General features: G+C 42.5%; 15 protein-coding genes. 11 read left to right on the top strand and 4 right to left on the bottom strand.

Annotated features, from left to right (window positions below; translation table 11 throughout):
• Window positions 1-57 precede the first annotated feature (57 nt).
• The 9 genes from HUW48_RS08315 to HUW48_RS08275 all read left to right on the top strand — a co-directional run bounded on the left by HUW48_RS08315 (window position 58) and on the right by HUW48_RS08275 (window position 11,024).
• Window positions 58-594 carry a (2Fe-2S)-binding protein gene (locus HUW48_RS08315; protein ID WP_182415238.1) on the top strand — a complete coding sequence of 179 codons (537 nt, stop codon included), beginning with the start codon at window positions 58-60 and terminating at the stop codon, window positions 592-594.
• Window positions 587-1,582, top strand: a complete 996-nt coding sequence (locus HUW48_RS08310; protein WP_182415237.1) for an FAD binding domain-containing protein — start codon at window positions 587-589, stop codon at window positions 1,580-1,582. Before HUW48_RS08315 ends, HUW48_RS08310 begins: the two co-directional genes overlap by 8 nt.
• Window positions 1,582-3,807, top strand: a complete 2,226-nt coding sequence (locus HUW48_RS08305) for a xanthine dehydrogenase family protein molybdopterin-binding subunit (RefSeq protein WP_182415236.1) — start codon at window positions 1,582-1,584, stop codon at window positions 3,805-3,807. Before HUW48_RS08310 ends, HUW48_RS08305 begins: the two co-directional genes overlap by 1 nt.
• A gap of 376 nt (window positions 3,808-4,183) precedes the next feature.
• On the top strand, window positions 4,184-4,738 hold the full coding sequence (locus tag HUW48_RS08300; protein WP_182415235.1) for a hypothetical protein: 555 nt from the start codon (window positions 4,184-4,186) through the stop codon (window positions 4,736-4,738).
• 272 nt (window positions 4,739-5,010) lie between these two features.
• Window positions 5,011-5,571 (top strand): carboxymuconolactone decarboxylase family protein, encoded by a 561-nt coding sequence (locus HUW48_RS08295; protein WP_182415234.1) that lies wholly within the window; start codon window positions 5,011-5,013, stop codon window positions 5,569-5,571.
• 20 nt (window positions 5,572-5,591) lie between these two features.
• Window positions 5,592-8,360 (top strand): TonB-dependent receptor, encoded by a 2,769-nt coding sequence (locus HUW48_RS08290; protein ID WP_182415233.1) that lies wholly within the window; start codon window positions 5,592-5,594, stop codon window positions 8,358-8,360.
• A 4-nt stretch (window positions 8,361-8,364) separates the two neighbouring features.
• Window positions 8,365-9,633 (top strand): MFS transporter, encoded by a 1,269-nt coding sequence (locus HUW48_RS08285; protein ID WP_182415232.1) that lies wholly within the window; start codon window positions 8,365-8,367, stop codon window positions 9,631-9,633.
• 279 nt (window positions 9,634-9,912) lie between these two features.
• Entirely contained in the window at window positions 9,913-10,470 is a 558-nt protein-coding gene (locus tag HUW48_RS08280; protein WP_182415231.1) for a carboxymuconolactone decarboxylase family protein, read from the top strand.
• A gap of 2 nt (window positions 10,471-10,472) precedes the next feature.
• Entirely contained in the window at window positions 10,473-11,024 is a 552-nt protein-coding gene (locus HUW48_RS08275) for a carboxymuconolactone decarboxylase family protein (RefSeq protein WP_182415230.1), read from the top strand.
• Window positions 11,025-11,164: 140 nt separating this feature from the next.
• On the opposite strand, the gene HUW48_RS27225 is transcribed toward HUW48_RS08275, so the two are convergent.
• The 4 genes from HUW48_RS27225 to HUW48_RS08260 all read right to left on the bottom strand — a co-directional run bounded on the left by HUW48_RS27225 (window position 11,165) and on the right by HUW48_RS08260 (window position 13,782).
• Complete coding sequence (locus tag HUW48_RS27225; protein ID WP_262891498.1) at window positions 11,165-11,299, bottom strand: hypothetical protein; 135 nt, start codon at window positions 11,297-11,299, stop codon at window positions 11,165-11,167.
• A 506-nt stretch (window positions 11,300-11,805) separates the two neighbouring features.
• Window positions 11,806-12,222 (bottom strand): hypothetical protein, encoded by a 417-nt coding sequence (locus HUW48_RS08270; protein ID WP_182415229.1) that lies wholly within the window; start codon window positions 12,220-12,222, stop codon window positions 11,806-11,808.
• A 626-nt stretch (window positions 12,223-12,848) separates the two neighbouring features.
• Entirely contained in the window at window positions 12,849-13,202 is a 354-nt protein-coding gene (locus HUW48_RS08265; RefSeq protein WP_182415228.1) for a bleomycin resistance protein, read from the bottom strand.
• A gap of 217 nt (window positions 13,203-13,419) precedes the next feature.
• Window positions 13,420-13,782 carry an iron chaperone gene (locus HUW48_RS08260; RefSeq protein WP_182415227.1) on the bottom strand — a complete coding sequence of 121 codons (363 nt, stop codon included), beginning with the start codon at window positions 13,780-13,782 and terminating at the stop codon, window positions 13,420-13,422.
• A gap of 382 nt (window positions 13,783-14,164) precedes the next feature.
• On the opposite strand from HUW48_RS08260, the gene HUW48_RS08255 reads away from it, so the two are divergent.
• Window positions 14,165-15,223 (top strand): AI-2E family transporter, encoded by a 1,059-nt coding sequence (locus HUW48_RS08255; protein ID WP_182415226.1) that lies wholly within the window; start codon window positions 14,165-14,167, stop codon window positions 15,221-15,223.
• On the top strand, window positions 15,220-15,888 hold the full coding sequence (locus tag HUW48_RS08250; RefSeq protein WP_182415225.1) for a hypothetical protein: 669 nt from the start codon (window positions 15,220-15,222) through the stop codon (window positions 15,886-15,888). Before HUW48_RS08255 ends, HUW48_RS08250 begins: the two co-directional genes overlap by 4 nt.
• Window positions 15,889-16,090: the final 202 nt, after the last annotated feature.

Below are 16,090 nucleotides of genomic sequence, written 5' to 3'. Positions count from 1 at the left end.
GCAGTAAATATTTATTCACCAGAACAGTCTGCCGTAATCTGTAAAATAAAACTTAAAATGGAAAAAATTGCCGAAAAGGGAGCTTTAGATAAGCCGGTTGTTGGTTTGCCTCCCACCCACACTATTACCTTACGGGTAAACGGTTCCGAAAAAAAGCTGCAACTCGCTCCCTGGGTATCCTTATTAGATGCCTTACGGGAATACCTGCATTTAACCGGTACTAAAAAAGGTTGCGACCACGGCCAGTGCGGTGCTTGTACAGTTTTAGTAAATGGCACCCGCATTAATTCCTGCCTTACTCTCGCCATAATGGAAGAAGGTAACGATATTGTTACCATCGAAGGCCTGGCCAAAGGCGACGAACTGCACCCCATGCAAACTGCTTTTATCGAGCACGATGCCTACCAATGCGGCTATTGTACCCCCGGTCAAATTTGTTCGGCCATCGGTTTAATTTCGGAAGGAAAAGCCAAAACAACTGAGGAAATAAAAGACTTAATGAGCGGTAATATTTGCCGGTGCGGCGCTTACACCAATATTCTGGCAGCAGTGCAGGAAGTATGGCAAAAGGAAGGAGGCGATATAAATGAATAGCTTTACCTATTCCCGGGCAGAAAACCTGGAAACTGCCTTGCAGGAAAAAACTACTAGCCTGGAAGGCCGCTTTATTGCTGGCGGCACTAATTTACTTGACCTGATGAAGGTAAACGTGGAGCAACCCAGCCATGTAATTGATATCCGCCATTTGCCTTTTAACCAGATTACCGGAAATGATGCCGGAGGTTTACGCTTAGGGGCCCTGGCTACCAACGCCGAAACGGCTTATAACGAACAAATAGAAAACCGCTATCCGCTCTTAGTTAAAGCAATTTTAGCGGGCGCATCGGCCCAATTACGGAACCGGGCTACCAACGGCGGTAATTCTTTGCAACGCACCCGCTGTTATTATTTTTACGATACCGCTACTGCTTGCAATAAACGGGAACCTGGCAGCGGCTGTTCGGCCATTAATGGTTTTAACCGCATTCATGCCATTTTAGGCACCAGCGAGTCGTGCATTGCCGTTCATCCTTCGGATATGGCGGTGGCCTTAGCCGCCCTAGATGCTACGGTAAAAGTAACTGGTCCCAATGGCGAACGCACCATACCTTTCCTGGAATTTCACCGCTTACCCGGCAATACCGCGCACCTGGATAACAATCTAGACCCTGACGAAATTATTACGTCCATCGACCTTCCGGCTAAAGGTTTTGCCGAGTACAACACTTATTTAAAACTGCGCGACCGGGCTTCGTATGCTTTTGCGTTAGTATCAGTTGCCGTTGGTTTAGATTTGGAGGGAACCATTATAAAAGAAGCTCGCCTTGCTTTGGGCGGGGTAGCGCACAAACCCTGGCGCCTACCCGAAGTGGAAGCTAGCCTGGTAGGGAAAGAAGTGAATTTGGAGAATTTAAAAAATGCTGCCAATGCTTTACTAGCCGGAGCAAAAGGGTACGGACACAATAATTTTAAAATTGAACTGGCCAAACGCGCTATTGTGCGGGCTATTTTACAAGCTGCTAAAATGGAGGATTTAACATAATGGAGACAAGCACCAGCTATATTGGCCAACCTACCAGCCGCGTTGACGGACGGGCTAAAGTAACCGGCGAAGCAAAATACGCCGCCGAATTTTATCAGGAAGGCTTAACCTACGGCGTGGTACTTTCCAGTGCCATTGCCAAAGGTAGAATTACTAAAATAAATACCGAAGCAGCCCTGCAACTATCCGGCGTTTTGCAAGTGTTTACCCACGAAAACCGGCCCGGTTTGGCTTGGTTCGATAAAAGTTATCAGGATGAAGATGCTCCACCCGGTGCACCCTTTCGACCCCTGTACGACGATAAAATTTTGTTCAGTCAGCAACCTATTGCTTTAGTTGTTGCAGATACTTTTGAGTTAGCCCGGATTGCAGCCTCCTTGGTGGAAGTAACTTACGAAACCGAAACTCCCGTAACTGAAATAAAAGCCCGGAAAGCCGAAGCTTACACCCCCAAAGAATATAAATCTGCTGAACCTTCGCCCCGCGGCGATGCTCAAAAAGGGTTAGGCGAATCAGCAATTAAAATGGAAGCTGAATATTTTCATTCAAGCGAACACCACAACCCCATGGAAATGCACGCTTCTACGGTAATTGTAGAAGAAGATGGCAAGCTGACCGTTTACGATAAAACCCAGGGAGTACAAAACAGCCAGAAGTATATTTCTAAAATATTTAATTTATCCAAAGAACAGGCACACGTTATATCGCCGTTTGTAGGCGGGGCATTTGGTTCGGGTTTGCGGCCGCAATACCAGTTGTTTTTAGCGGTAATGGCCGCCTTGGAATTAAAGCGTTCGGTGCGGGTGGTATTAACGCGTCAGCAAATGTTTTCGTTTGGTCACCGACCCGCTACTTTGCAACAGGTAGTTTTAGGTACTTCGCCGGATGGTGCTTTACAAGCCGTGGTGCACGAAGGCTTTTCTGAAACATCGCAATTCGAAGATTATACGGAGAACCTGGTTAATTGGTCGGCTATGTTATATAAATGCGATAACGTACAACTGGCTCATAAATTAATTAAAATAGATGCTTACACGCCTTTGGACATGCGGGCGCCGGGTGGGGTAACGGGTATGTATGCTTTGGAGTGCGCCATGGACGAACTAGCGTACCAAGTAGGCGTAGACCCATTAGAATTGCGTTTTATCAATTACTCCGACCTTGACCAGAGCCAAAATAAACCTTATTCCAGCAAAGAATTAAAAGAATGTTACTGGCAAGGAGCCGAAAAATTTGGCTGGAATAAACGTAATCCTGAGCCCCGATCTATGCGCGAAGGCAAAATCTTAATTGGGTACGGTATGGCTACCGGTGCCTGGGAAATAAAACAGCAAAAAGCCACCGCTAAAGCATTTTTATCCGCTGATGGTAAATTAAAAGTTTCCAGTGCTACCGCCGATATAGGCACGGGTACTTACACCATTATGACCCAGATTGCCGCCGAAACGTTAGGCTTGCCCTTGACAGATGTTACTTTTAAACTAGGTGATACTTCCTTGCCCGAATCTCCCTTGGAAGGTGGCTCCTGGACGGCTGCTTCCGTAGGTTCAGCGGTAAAAGCCTCTTGCGAGGGTATTCAGGAAAAATTAATTGCCCACATCCGCAAACTAGAAAATTCACCTTTAGCAGGAGTACACCGCTTAGAAGAAGTAATTTTTGCTGATGGTAAAATATCTTTAAAAAGTAATCCAGCTCAGTCCATGACATTAACGGAAGTTATGCAGCAAACCGGCCAGAACTTTATGGAAGCCTTGGTTACTACCTCGCCAGAATCAAAACAAAAGAAATTTTCCATGTTCACGCATTCGGCAGTATTTGTGGAAGTTCGGGTGGACGAAGATTTTGGCACCGTACAAGTTTCAAGAGTAGTAAGTGCTATTGCAGGTGGTCGGGTGATTAATCCGAAAACAGCCCGTAATCAGATTTTAGGGGGTATTGTATGGGGTATTGGTATGGCCCTGGAAGAAGAATCGGTGATGGACCCTACTTACGGCCGGTTTATTAACCACGATTTAGCCGAGTACCACGTACCGGTAAATGCTGATATTCAGGACCTGGAAGTAATTTTCGTGGAAGAGCACGACGATATTGTGAATCCATTGGGGGTAAAAGGAATGGGAGAAATTGGTATTGTGGGTACAGCCGCTGCCATTGCCAATGCTGTTTACCACGCTACGGGCAAACGCATCCGCGATTTACCTATTACTTTAGATAAACTGCTTTAATTTCTATTTTCAAAGATTCGTTAGAAACGAGTTATACAACCACATCTTTTGAGCTAAAAGGAAATTTCTAACAAAAAAGCTTCCTTTTTGCTTAAAAAAGAATAGATCATTAGAAAATTTTAAATTTAAAGCTAGAGATCACAACCACCATCTTTCCAGGACTAGCTGAGAAAATGGACGTATTCCTAATCGTAAAGAAGTTTTTGGTAAATCGATTTTCCTAAACCACTTTTAAAATTACTAACTAAGTGGATTTTATTTTACTAAAAATACCGTAATAGGTAAAAGTGAAAAATAATTAAATTAAATACATTATAAAGTTATCTGAAAAATGTTAGATTTAGGCAAGATTTTCTAACAACTCCAGCCAGCTTTAGTGAGACGATTATTTGCCATTGGTCTACTCGCGATTCATCTATTCAACATAGCTGGCTATTCTCTGTTGTTCCAATATTTTATTTACCAAACGGATACCAACCTGGTGGCGCGACTGGACTTAAACCAGTATCGGGAAAGTGAGCTGATCCAATTTAAAATTCCGATTTCTGTACCCTACATTACCGACCGGCCCGATTATGAACGGGTTGACGGGCAAGTAGAAATTAAGGGCGTTTTATACACCTACGTGAAGCGCAAAATTGAGAAAGATACTATTTACTTGCAATGTTTGCCTAACCGGGCAACGCAACGTTTAAGTAAAGCCCGTGTAGCTTATACGAAACACGTAAACGATCTGCCTCAAAGCAAGAAAAATCAAACAGGTAGTACCATTAAAAAAAGCGGAATCTTCAGCGAGTACGACTTTAAAACCATAGATTACCAATTTGCTGCGCCCATTGCTACGGCCAATTCTTATATCTCCTATCTTTCATGTGCGCCCATTCCTTTGGCGTTTGATGTTCCCGGCGAACCGCCAGAGAACCGTTGTTAATTCTTCTTTTCTGTTTTCGCGAATAACCTACCGGATTTTACCCAGGAGGGCGTATTTTGCTTTACTTACCTGTATTCCGGGTTAGGTAAATACGCTATTCCTGTGGTAGTTGCCGCTAATTGTAGCTGCCAGCAGCTATTATAAGCTGTTGCGTGGCGCAATTTGCTCTGGCTTATTCTATTCGCTTCTGTTTGCTTTCCGCCAAATAACGCTGTTTTAAACGGCTAGTGATTGGGCGGCTGGCTGTCTATTTACTTTTTTAATCTTATTTCATGTCTTATATTCCTCTGGAAGCGCATTTGCCGGGCATTACCGGCTTGCTCGAATACCGGCAAGATTCCGCCGAACCTATCCGCCATTTAACCCAAGTGTTGCTACGCGGCCCTTCTACGCTCACCGAAGCCGAACGCGAACTAATTGCCACAGTGGTATCATCGGGTAACGAATGCACGTTTTGCACCACGGCCCACACCGCCGCTGCCGATTTGCTGCTCGGCGACCCCAATCTAACGAAACAAGTAAAAGAAGATGTGGCCACCGCACCACTAAGCTTTAAAATGAAGGTGCTGCTCACCATTGCGGATTTAGTGCGGCAAAGCGGTCAACTAGTATCGCCCGAGATTATTGCCCAAGCCAAAGCTGCTGGTGCTACCGATTTAGAAATCCACGATACTGTTTTAATAGCCGCCTTGTTTTGCCTCTACAACCGCTACGTCGATGGCCTGACTACTGCTTTGCCAGCGGAACCGGCCTACTATGACCAGCTCGCGCAACGCCTCGTGGACCATGGTTATACCCGCTTGCCCCAAGGCTACGATCACCTTAAAAAATAATTTTTTAAAAAACATTTAAAATGAAAGCAATCCTACTCCTATATTTCTCTTTTTTCTCTCTTTCCTTATTCGCCCAGGACTCTCAAGTTTCCGGCACCATTACCGACGCAGCCACCAAAGAACCACTGCGCGGCGTAAGTATTTCCGTAAAAGATAATTTGATCGGTACCATTACCAACCGCGAAGGCATCTTTAACCTATCCGTTCCAAAAGTAAAATTGCCGTTTAACCTGGTAATTACATCGGTAGGTTTTGAGCGGCAGGAAGTGGCCGTTACAACCTCGGGCCAAACCATAAACATTGCCTTGCAGCCCCAATCGGTACAGCTCAACGAAATGGTTTTTGCGGCTCGCCGCGTGAACGAAGGAATCCTGGAATCCCCGGTTAGTATCGAAAAAATGACTACCCAAGCCATTCAGGAAAATCCTTCTTTTACTTTTTATGATGGCCTGCAAAATTTAAAAGGGGTAGAAGCTGTAACCAGCAGCATTACCTACAAACAGGTAAATACCCGCGGTTTTAACAGTACCGGCAACTCCCGGTTTTTGCAGTTAGTAGACGGCGTAGATAACCAAACGCCCGGCCTTAATTTTTCCGTGGGCAACCAGTTCGGCGCGTCCGATATTGACGTGGAAAGCGTGGAAATTATACCGGGTGCGGCTTCGGCTTTGTACGGCCCAGTGGCATTTAATGGACTGCTATCGATGCGCACCAAAGATCCGTTTACCTACCAAGGTTTAACAGTGCAAGCCAAAGCCGGCCTGAACCACCTCGGCGAAAACGAAGTGCAGCCCAAGGGTTTGTACGATTTTGCTGCCCGCTACGCCAAAGCTTTTAACAATCGGTTCGCAATTAAAATCAACGCTTCTTATTTGTCGGGGGTAGATTGGTACGCTACTAATTTTACCGATGTAAGTGCCCAAACTGCCCCCGCGCAGCGCGGACCTAATAACCCGGGCCGGGATGCTCTAAATATTTACGGCGACGAAGTATCGCGCACTTTGCCGGGTATTGGTCTGGTATCGCGCACCGGTTACGAAGAAAAAGATCTGATGAATTATAATGTATACAGCCTGAAATTAAACGGCGCGCTACATTACCGGATTTCGAATAACCTGGAAGCCATTTATCAATATAACTATGGGCGGGGAACGGCGAGTTATACCGGCAGCAGCCGCTTCGATTTAAATAATTTTGTACTGCAAACCCACCGGGCTGAGTTAAAAGGCAGTAATTTTTTCCTGCGCAACTATGCCGTATCAGAGAACTCCCACGATTCGTACAATACGCGCTCGCTGGCTCAGTTTATAAACCGCGATTGGGTACAAAACCTGGACGGCCAAACCGTTGCCCCCACCCAGGCCGACGATATGTGGTTTACCCGTTATTCCCACGCGTTTAACGGAAGTGCTACGGGCGTAACGGCCAACAACCATACGGCTGCCCGCGCCTTTGCCGACCAAGGGCGGTTTTTACCCGGTACCGCTACTTTTGATCAGGCTAAAGATGCTTCTATTCATAACTATGGTTTAAGCGGGGCTGGCGTGTTTAGTAATAGTAAATTTTACCATTCCGAAGGACAATACGATTTTACCAAGTTTACTAAAGTAGTAGAGTTGCTGGCCGGGGGTAGTTACCGGTACTACGATATGTTTACCAACGGCAGTTTGTTCGACGATAAAAACCAGAAAATTACGATTAAAGAATACGGTAGTTTTGTGCAGGCTTCCAAAAAGTTATTCGACGATAAACTTAAACTAACCGCCTCGCTGCGCTACGACAAAAACGAAAATTTTAAAGGCAACTTTACGCCGCGTTTTTCGGGCGTCTACGCGATCAATAAAATGCATTACTTCCGGGCATCGTACCAAACCGGCTTCCGCAATCCTACTCCCGTAGATCAGTTTATTAATTTAAACGTGGGGCCGATTACTATTTTGGGGGGTGCACCTAAAAACAGTCGGGGCTTAAACGTGTACGAAAATTCGTTTACGGCCGCTTCGGTAGGTGCTTTCGGTGGAGCTTTTGGGGCAGCTGCGGGCGGTGGTAAACCTTTTCCGCAAGCGGTAGCCGAAAATTTAAATTTATTGCAAAAATCTAATGTGGCCTACATTAAGCCGGAACAGCAAAAAGCGTTTGAGGTAGGTTATAAAAGTTACCTGGCCAGCAAATTATTGGTAGATGTTAATTATTACTATAGTTCGTACACCGATTTTATTTTAAATACGGTAGTCATTCAGCCACAGAACAACGTGTACGATGCTAACGGCAATATTAATTTCGATGCGGCTACTGATATTTTAAACGGCAAAGTGCACGCCTTTCAGCTATATACCAACGCACCCGATAAAGTATCTTCACAAGGCGCCGGCCTATCGCTGACTTATCTCCTGAACAAAGGCTACAACGTGGGTGGCAACATTACCTGGGCCGATTTTAATTTAAAAAATGCGAACCGCGACAACATTGCGGCCTTCAACACTCCCGAGTACAGCACCAATGTTACCTTAGGTAATCCCAACGTATTTAAAGATTTTGGTTTTAACCTGGCCTGGCATTGGCAAAGCGCTTTTGACTGGTACGGCACATTCAACGGCAACCAGCCTGGTCGTATTAAAGCCTATTCTTTAGTAGATGCTCAGATCAGCAAAAAGTTACCGAAAGCCAATTCCACTTTAAAATTAGGGGCTAGCAATTTATTTAATAATCAGGTATACCAGACCTACGGTTCGCCGGCGATTGGCGCCATTTACCATGTGTCTATTATTTTCAACGACTTATTAAAGTAACCACATGGATACCACAGTATTACCCCCCCAACTAGCTACCCGCCAAGACCAAACCGGACAACGCTACCGGACTGTTTTGTTCTTGCTTTGTTTTATTAGTTGTGCCCTGGGCGGCACGGTTTCTACTTTAATGGCTGTATATCTGCCGATTGTAATTGCCGATTTGCAGGGTAGTGCCAGCTTAGCAGTTGGCAGCGATACCAGTGCCTACATCAATGCTATGTTTATTTTTGGCTGGGCTTTCGGAGGTTTTTCCTGGGGACTAATCAGCGATAAGTTTGGGCGCAAAAAAGCTTTACTACTGGCGATTGGGTTTTATGGTTTGTTTACCATGGCTACTGGTTTGGCACCTACCTGGGGAGTAGTAGTCATTAGCCGTTTTCTGAGTGGTTTTGGGGTAGGCGGCGTACTGGTAGTTTCGTTTACTTTGCTCAACGAAGTGTGGCCTGCTCGTAACCGGGCAATTTTTACGGGTATATTGTCCATTGCTTTTCCGGTGGGTATTTTTTCGGCAGGTTTGCTTAATTACACGGTGGCATCGTGGCGGGCCGGGTTTTTAATCGGACTAATACCTTTAATCCTGGCTTTAGTGGGCATCTGGTTCGTGCAGGAATCAGGTAAATGGCTGGCTTACCGCCGCGAAAACCAAACATCAGAGCCACACTTAACTGCGTTGTTTTCCGCGACCCACCGTGCTGCTTTGCTCCGCGGTTCTTTAACATTTGGGGCCATGCTCATTGGTTTATGGGCCATATTCTCATGGTTACCTACCTGGGTACAAAGCCTGATTGCTACGGATGCGCCGCACGAACGGGGCCTCAGCATGATGTTTTTAGGAATGGGAGGTTTAAGCGGCGGTTTCCTGTCGGGGTGGCTTATTCGTTTTCTGGGACTGCGGCAGTCGTTGGTGTTGTGTTTTAGCGTTTGCACGGCCATGTCGTTTGTTTTATTTAAAACGAACCAGGTATTTACGTCCATTATTTACGTCGAGATTATGGTACTGGCGTTGTTTTTTGGATTGAGCCAGGGTGTTTTGTCGGTGTATGTTCCGCAGTTGTTTCCAACGGGCATCCGGTCTACTGCTACGGGTTTTTGTTTTAATATTGGCCGCTTGTTTACCGCTTCGGCGGTTCTGCTGGTAGGCATCTTGGTTTCCAAGTTGGGCGGCTACGGTAACGCTATTTTCCTGTTTTCCTTAGTTTTTCTGGTTGGCCTGCTGGTAGTATTGTTCCTGAAAGATAAACAGGGATTTACTCCTGAAACGGAGCATTAACGCTTATGAAAACTTCAGAAACATAACAAATTTCATTATCGGGGGAAGCTTTTGGCGATAGATTTTTAAATTTTATCCCAAAAGCAATCGTAAAAATTTACTGCAAACTGGTTAATCAATCCTTTACCTGGCTAATCCAAAGCCAAATTTCAAAATCTGTAGTTCCGCTGGAAACTTGATGCTTGGTTTTTTCAGGTATTGAGTTTTCGGTGGGTTAACAGTCAAAAATTAATTTATCTAACCTTTCATAATTTACTAATTTTTAAAATACACAGAACTATGGCTCACATTAACGTTCCGGAAGGAGTACCGGGAATTCGATCGCTGGCAATGTTCCGGCCCGACACCGGGCAACATTTATATAATCTGGCGCAAGTATTATTGCGGGGCGAGTCGCCGCTTCCGGCCGCTGACCGGGAATTGATTGCCACGTACGTGTCGCATTTAAATAAATGTATGTTTTGCCGAAACAGCCACGCCGCCGCAGCCCGGTGTTTGTACGGCACCGAAGAAGCGCACCACGTAGACGCTGTTTTGGCGGATATGCAACAGGCAGAGGTTAGCCCGAAGCTTAAAGCTTTATTGCACATTGCCGGTAAAACGCAAATATTGGGTAAAGCTGTACTGCCTGAGGATATTGCCGCTGCCCGGGAATTGGAAGTTACTGACCGCGAAATCCACGATACAGTACTAATAGCTGCCACCTTTTGTATGTTTAACCGCTACGTAGATGGCTTGGCTACTTTAACACCTACCGATGATGCTGCTTATACTGCCATGGGCGAACGCCTGGCTGAACACGGTTATGTTACCCCGCAACCCGCCCTAAAATTTTAAAAATGGCTCATATTGATTTAAATAACGAATTACCCGGAATCCGGGGTTTAATGGCGTACCAGCCCGATACAGCCAAACACTTAAACGCCTTAGCCGAAACGCTGCTGCGCTCGGATGATAATACCCTAAGCCGCGGCGAACGCGAATTAATTGGATCGTACGTGTCTTACCTGAACAACTGCTTTTTCTGCCAGCACGTACACGGCGCTTTGGCCGGCCATTATTTGCATTGCGATATTCAAACCATTGAAGAAATTAAAAAAGATTTTTCCTCCGCTGACTTATCAGAAAAGATGAAAGCCTTACTAACTATTGCCGGAAGCGTGCAGCAAAGCGGCCAAAAGGTAACCTCCAATCAAATAGCGCAAGCCCGCAACTTAGGCGCTACCGACCGCGAAATCCACGATACAGTTTTAATTGCGGCCGCCTTCTGTATGTTCAATCGCTACGTAGATGGTTTAGCTACCTGGGCACCCGATGATTTGCAGTTTTACGTGAACCGGGCCCCGCAACGCGCCGCCGAAGGGTATATTGCCACTGACTTACGGACTTAGCGGCTAGTTACTAATTTATTTTCTAGTCATTAACTAAGCGGACTAAGGCGTTTTGTGAAATATCGGAGTAATGAGATACCAAAAGAAGTGGAATTTCCAGGTCTTTGGTATCTCATTTCCTTTTTAAGCCATCTCCATAATTAATACCAGGTAGTATTTACTAAATACTCTAATAATATTAAAAAGAAACCAATCCGGTAGGTATTGAAAACAGGAATGTCGAAAACCAGCCGGAACAATAGTTTGATTGTAGCTACTTCTTCCAATTTTGTCATCCTAAAAGGAACTAACCGGCAGAAAAGAAGAACGGATTGTTGGTATTAAGGGGGATTACTTGCTAAAACTTTCTAGAAAACACTACGGCAGTCACTCTAAATTGGTTAAATCCTTCCAGGATGACGGAAGTAAGAATAAAAATTGTTTTAAACTTTTATTTCCAACAATCCTGTTTTTAACTACAGGTCTTGAACCATCCAAGGTTCTTTTACTATTTAATTTGAGTTTGAGTTTAATTTTAAATTCTAAAAATAGGGTTGATTAATCAAATTACTTCCTGTAATCTCGCTTTTTAAAACAATAATAACGCCAAGTAGCCATTCAGAACGAAGGCGTTTAGTACTCCTTTTAAGAGCTGGCAGAAAATTAATAATCAAAATCATATCAGAACCAAAACACTTATTGCCCTAAAATAAATATTTAGTCTAACTATTTATACCGGCATCTGGCATACTGTTCCCGTTCGTAAACCAAAATAACTTATACTCTTATAATTTTACTTGTTCTATTTTATTTTGTCTATCAACCAAAACATCGCCTCATAATGATGCTTAAAATTTCTAAATTCTATATTAGAGGCTTTAAATTGAAGAAGAGTTTGATACTGCTGCGTAATAGCCTCATCGTAAGGATCATGGCCAGAAGTTACCCGGGCAATTTTTTTTATCGTTGGCAAAGGCCAGGGAGCAGTAAAGTATTCCAGAACTGGTCCGGTTTTAATAGCCGTTAAGCTTTTACTGGCTTCCACGTAAGTAGCATCTAATAGGATATTTTCTATTTTATACTTGTCCACTACTTCAACAATTTTCCTAATCATTAAAACGAGTTCTTCTATTTCTAAGATTCCCATCCATCTTACTACTAACAGGCAGTATTCCGGTAGATATTCTAATTCAAAACAATCACTTTCATACACCATCATAGGACCCTAATTCTAGACAAAATACCGAAATCAGGATTGAACCGTTAAGAAGATAAATAGAATTAAATCCTTAATAATTAATTGTTTAATGGACAGCAAAAAGGATCAGGCGCGAATAGCGGAGAAGAAGATAAATATAAAATAAAGTTTAAAGTTCAAACGAACTTTTACTATAATGTAAAATAGTTATTTTATACGTAAAATATAAAAAACAGATAAATTGGCTTGCACCAATTTTCAATTCAAATTATTTCTTGTATACGCCTTTATATATTTCCAATCCAGTATAATTATTTTAATAAGTCATCTACTTATCAGATGCTCGTATTCACCTGGTACATACCTATCCTATTCTGCCTTAAAACGGTTAAAGTGCAGGTAGATCCAAGTTGAAGCTAAGTAACCAGACAAAAAAATTTACTAAACTGGCTGGAGAGATTGTAAGAATATACATTTGGTAAATAACCATTAACTCGACTAAGACTTTAACATCTTAAAGCTTGATATTCGAGCCGCTTTACTCAATCAGCAATAATCTGGTTTATTCATCTGGTTAGTGCTTTAAGGCCACTTATTCATCCTGCTATTTTCTATACTAAATTTCCTTATTATGTTTAGTAAATTTACTAAATAGCCTGCCCAAAAGTGAGTAAGGTTCCATTAGGATCGGTTACTGCAAACTCTCTCTGCCGCCAGGATTTCGTTTCCAATTGGCCATGCGGGTGTATGGCAATGCCAGCTTTTTGTAGTTTTAAATACAGCTCTTCAATGCCTTTCTGTACCCGGAGATAAATCATAAAGTCAGATTTACTAGGCACTAGGTTGGGGTAAGCAAAAAAGTGCAGCTCGGCAGCAGGTGAATCGAGAATAAGATATTCCCCATAATCGGATCGTAAGGTAAATCCCAATTGCTGAACATAAAACTGAAGGGTGGCGAACTTATTAATATAGGGTAGTTTCGGAACAACTTTTGAAATCATAAGTTTGGGGGTAATTAAACTGAAAGGGCAAATTGGTATAATAATGTTCCCTACCCAATCGGCCTAAAATGTTTTAAGTATTTCCAAAAACAGAGAACTAATTAACTACCTCCATTTTTATTTTAAATGTAGGTGATACATGGAGGTTTTTATATCTAATTTTTTTATCTAATCTGTTATTTCCGGATCAACAATGTTCCTTTCTTTAAACAAGTTTTCATTTTGTTTTTACTAAATTTTCTTTAACTCTAAACACTACTATTCTCTCGATTAAGTTATACGGCAGGGGTTTATCCAGGGGAAATTGAACAGAACCTTTCCCCTGCTTATAGCCGGAAAGTTCCTTTTCAAATTCAGAGTGTCCGCTTGGAGTGGCATAAAATCCGATATGCTTTTTAAAACCGGCAAAATAGACTAAGGGGCTCCCGTTTAACTTATACGCTGGCATGCCATAAGCAATACTCTCCACCGCATCGGGAGCATTGGTGGTAATGGTAGTACGAACCCGATCCAATAAAATTTGAATATCACTAGGAAAGGTTTGAATGTATTCGTCTACATTTTTAAAGGCAGTTTTCATGAGCTAATATGGTTGACAGATAATGGCTGAAACGCTACTTGTTATTTCTTTTAACTTGTTGTAATTGGTAAAAAAACAATGTAAAACATTTGCCGGAGATTATTACTTGTAATCTCTTTCTTGTATTTTAATTAAACCATAATTAAGTTAAATAGAAAAATTTAGATTTGTTTTTTGCTCATGATAAATTAGGGAAGTGGTTATGGCACGTTCCAATTTTCAACAGTGCCTTAGTTGCGGTTGTCTAAAGAACGGAGCAGCAGCAGTAAAACTCAAAACCGGAACCTGAAAAAAACTTATAACCGGCTATTCCACCATTGTAGAATATCTCTGGAGGAAGTAAAAACATCCCGGTAGTTTTTGCGTTTAGTTTTTTTTACAGATGAACGCGAAACGAATAAACCTAAACCAATTTAATAAGCTTTTACTGGCCGTATTTCTTTTATCTTTAATCCTGTATTTAGGTAAACCATTCTTAATTCCGGTGGCTGTTGCGGCTTTTTTCGCTATGCTCTTGTATCCCTTCGTCCTGAAGTTGCAACGCATAGGTTTTAAAAAATCCATGGCTGCCCTATCATCCATTCTGCTCGTGCTATTGGTGCTGGCTGGTTTAAGTACCGTAGTGTATACTAAATTAGCGAACCTGAAAACCGACTTACCCGAAATAGAACAAAAAATTAAACACAAAACCAACCGGCTGCAAGGTCTGTTATCCGAAACTACCGATATTTCAGAATTTGAACAAGAAGTTATATTAGAACAAAAAAAGCCCGATTTTTTAAAAGAGGTAGGTAAAACCCTTAAAAACTTTTTGGTGCAAGGCCTTTATTTGTTATTGCAGATTTTTATAGTGCTAACGTACACCTTCTTTTTTCTGGTGTACCGCCACCGCATTCAAAACTTCTTTATTAAGGTAAACTGGTTTCACAACCACGAAGAATCGCGGCGGGTATTTTTACGCATTAATCAAGTAGTACACGATTATTTGCAGGGTACTTTTATGGTGATTAGCGTTTTAGCTGTTATTTATACCTTAGGTTTCTGGGCAATTGGTTTGAAGCACGCCTTGCTATTTGCCCTTATTACCGCTTTACTACGCATTGTACCTTATTTCGGCTCTTTTTTAGGAATTGCCTTTCCTATTGCCTTTTCTTTGCTTATTCAGGATGCGTTGTGGCAACCGGTACTAATATTATTATTTTTTATGGTAACACAATTGCTCGAAGCCAACTTTCTAACACCTTACATTACTGGCTCGCGCGTAAAATTAAATCCTTTGTTTACAATTATGGCTATTTTATTAGGCAGCCTAATTTGGGGCGTATCCGGCATGGTTTTGTTCGTGCCTTTTTTTGGCATTTTAAGAATTATTTTCGACGAAATTACCCAGCTACAACCTTACGCTTATATACTAGGCAATGAAGAGGAGGAAACTCCATGAACCGCTTGTTACCCTTAACAATTGCCAGGCAAGTACTAAACCACCTCCCCGAATCAGGTTTAGCCTACACGTATGATTCTGAAAAACACCGGCTTATTTTCTTAGATGCGCATAATAACGAACTTTTTTATTTTCGACTGCCTTTGGTGCTATCTCCCAACCTGGCGACAGACGAAGAATTAAGTAAGGTTAATTACATTATATTACTTATTCAATCAGGCCATTGTGCCATGGGTTTTTTCGAAAACGGATTAAACCTGGATCATAAGGTATTCCGGTCGTACATGGTGCGAATGAAACAAGGCGTTAGCCAGGTAAAATATTTAAAAACCAAAGGCAAATCCCGGGCGGGCTCGCGGGTACGTTTGGCCGAAACCTCCGAATTTTTCGAAAACATTAATCAACGTTTACAAGATTACTTTGCCGATTATCCCATCCACCGCATTGCCCTAAGTTGTTCTAAAATTCTGATTCCTTATCTTTTTAATTCTAAAGTACCTACTCCCTTTACTAAAAACGACGAACGGGTTTATAAAATCCCCAAACACATTCCTATTCCTAATTACGAAGTACTGCTCGACACCAATAAGTTTTTATTAAGAGGTGAGTTTGTTTACGAAGAAAAATACCAAAACCAGATAAATGCTTTTCTGAACTTTCAGTAAGACAACTTATCGGATACCATCTAAGACTTATTTTTGCTTTTTGAAAGAGCAAAAAGTAGCGTTGAAAAGCACTTCAATCAAAAAATCTAGTGATTGTTACAAGCGTGCTAACCCCATTTTAGATTAATTACAAAAAGAAAAGGCTTGGTAGAAACCAAGCCTTTTTTTAAAACTACGTTGGGTACTATCTTCTTCCATAATC

The sequence above is a fragment of the Adhaeribacter radiodurans genome (assembly GCF_014075995.1).
Taxonomy (GTDB): domain Bacteria; phylum Bacteroidota; class Bacteroidia; order Cytophagales; family Hymenobacteraceae; genus Adhaeribacter; species Adhaeribacter radiodurans.
The sequence above is the reverse complement of the archived record's forward strand: the minus strand, read 5'-3'. Positions and strand labels throughout refer to the sequence as shown.

Coding starts and splice junctions, on each gene's coding strand:
- HUW48_RS08270 (WP_182415229.1), bottom strand. CDS start 12,222: ATGATGGTGTATGAAAGTGATTGTTTTGAATTAGAATATCTACCGGAA.
- HUW48_RS08255 (WP_182415226.1), top strand. CDS start 14,165: ATGAACGCGAAACGAATAAACCTAAACCAATTTAATAAGCTTTTACTG.
- HUW48_RS08295 (WP_182415234.1), top strand. CDS start 5,011: ATGTCTTATATTCCTCTGGAAGCGCATTTGCCGGGCATTACCGGCTTG.
- HUW48_RS08305 (WP_182415236.1), top strand. CDS start 1,582: ATGGAGACAAGCACCAGCTATATTGGCCAACCTACCAGCCGCGTTGAC.
- HUW48_RS08275 (WP_182415230.1), top strand. CDS start 10,473: ATGGCTCATATTGATTTAAATAACGAATTACCCGGAATCCGGGGTTTA.
- HUW48_RS08310 (WP_182415237.1), top strand. CDS start 587: ATGAATAGCTTTACCTATTCCCGGGCAGAAAACCTGGAAACTGCCTTG.
- HUW48_RS08280 (WP_182415231.1), top strand. CDS start 9,913: ATGGCTCACATTAACGTTCCGGAAGGAGTACCGGGAATTCGATCGCTG.
- HUW48_RS08285 (WP_182415232.1), top strand. CDS start 8,365: ATGGATACCACAGTATTACCCCCCCAACTAGCTACCCGCCAAGACCAA.
- HUW48_RS08250 (WP_182415225.1), top strand. CDS start 15,220: ATGAACCGCTTGTTACCCTTAACAATTGCCAGGCAAGTACTAAACCAC.
- HUW48_RS08315 (WP_182415238.1), top strand. CDS start 58: ATGGAAAAAATTGCCGAAAAGGGAGCTTTAGATAAGCCGGTTGTTGGT.
- HUW48_RS08260 (WP_182415227.1), bottom strand. CDS start 13,782: ATGAAAACTGCCTTTAAAAATGTAGACGAATACATTCAAACCTTTCCT.
- HUW48_RS08265 (WP_182415228.1), bottom strand. CDS start 13,202: ATGATTTCAAAAGTTGTTCCGAAACTACCCTATATTAATAAGTTCGCC.
- HUW48_RS27225 (WP_262891498.1), bottom strand. CDS start 11,299: ATGACAAAATTGGAAGAAGTAGCTACAATCAAACTATTGTTCCGGCTG.
- HUW48_RS08290 (WP_182415233.1), top strand. CDS start 5,592: ATGAAAGCAATCCTACTCCTATATTTCTCTTTTTTCTCTCTTTCCTTA.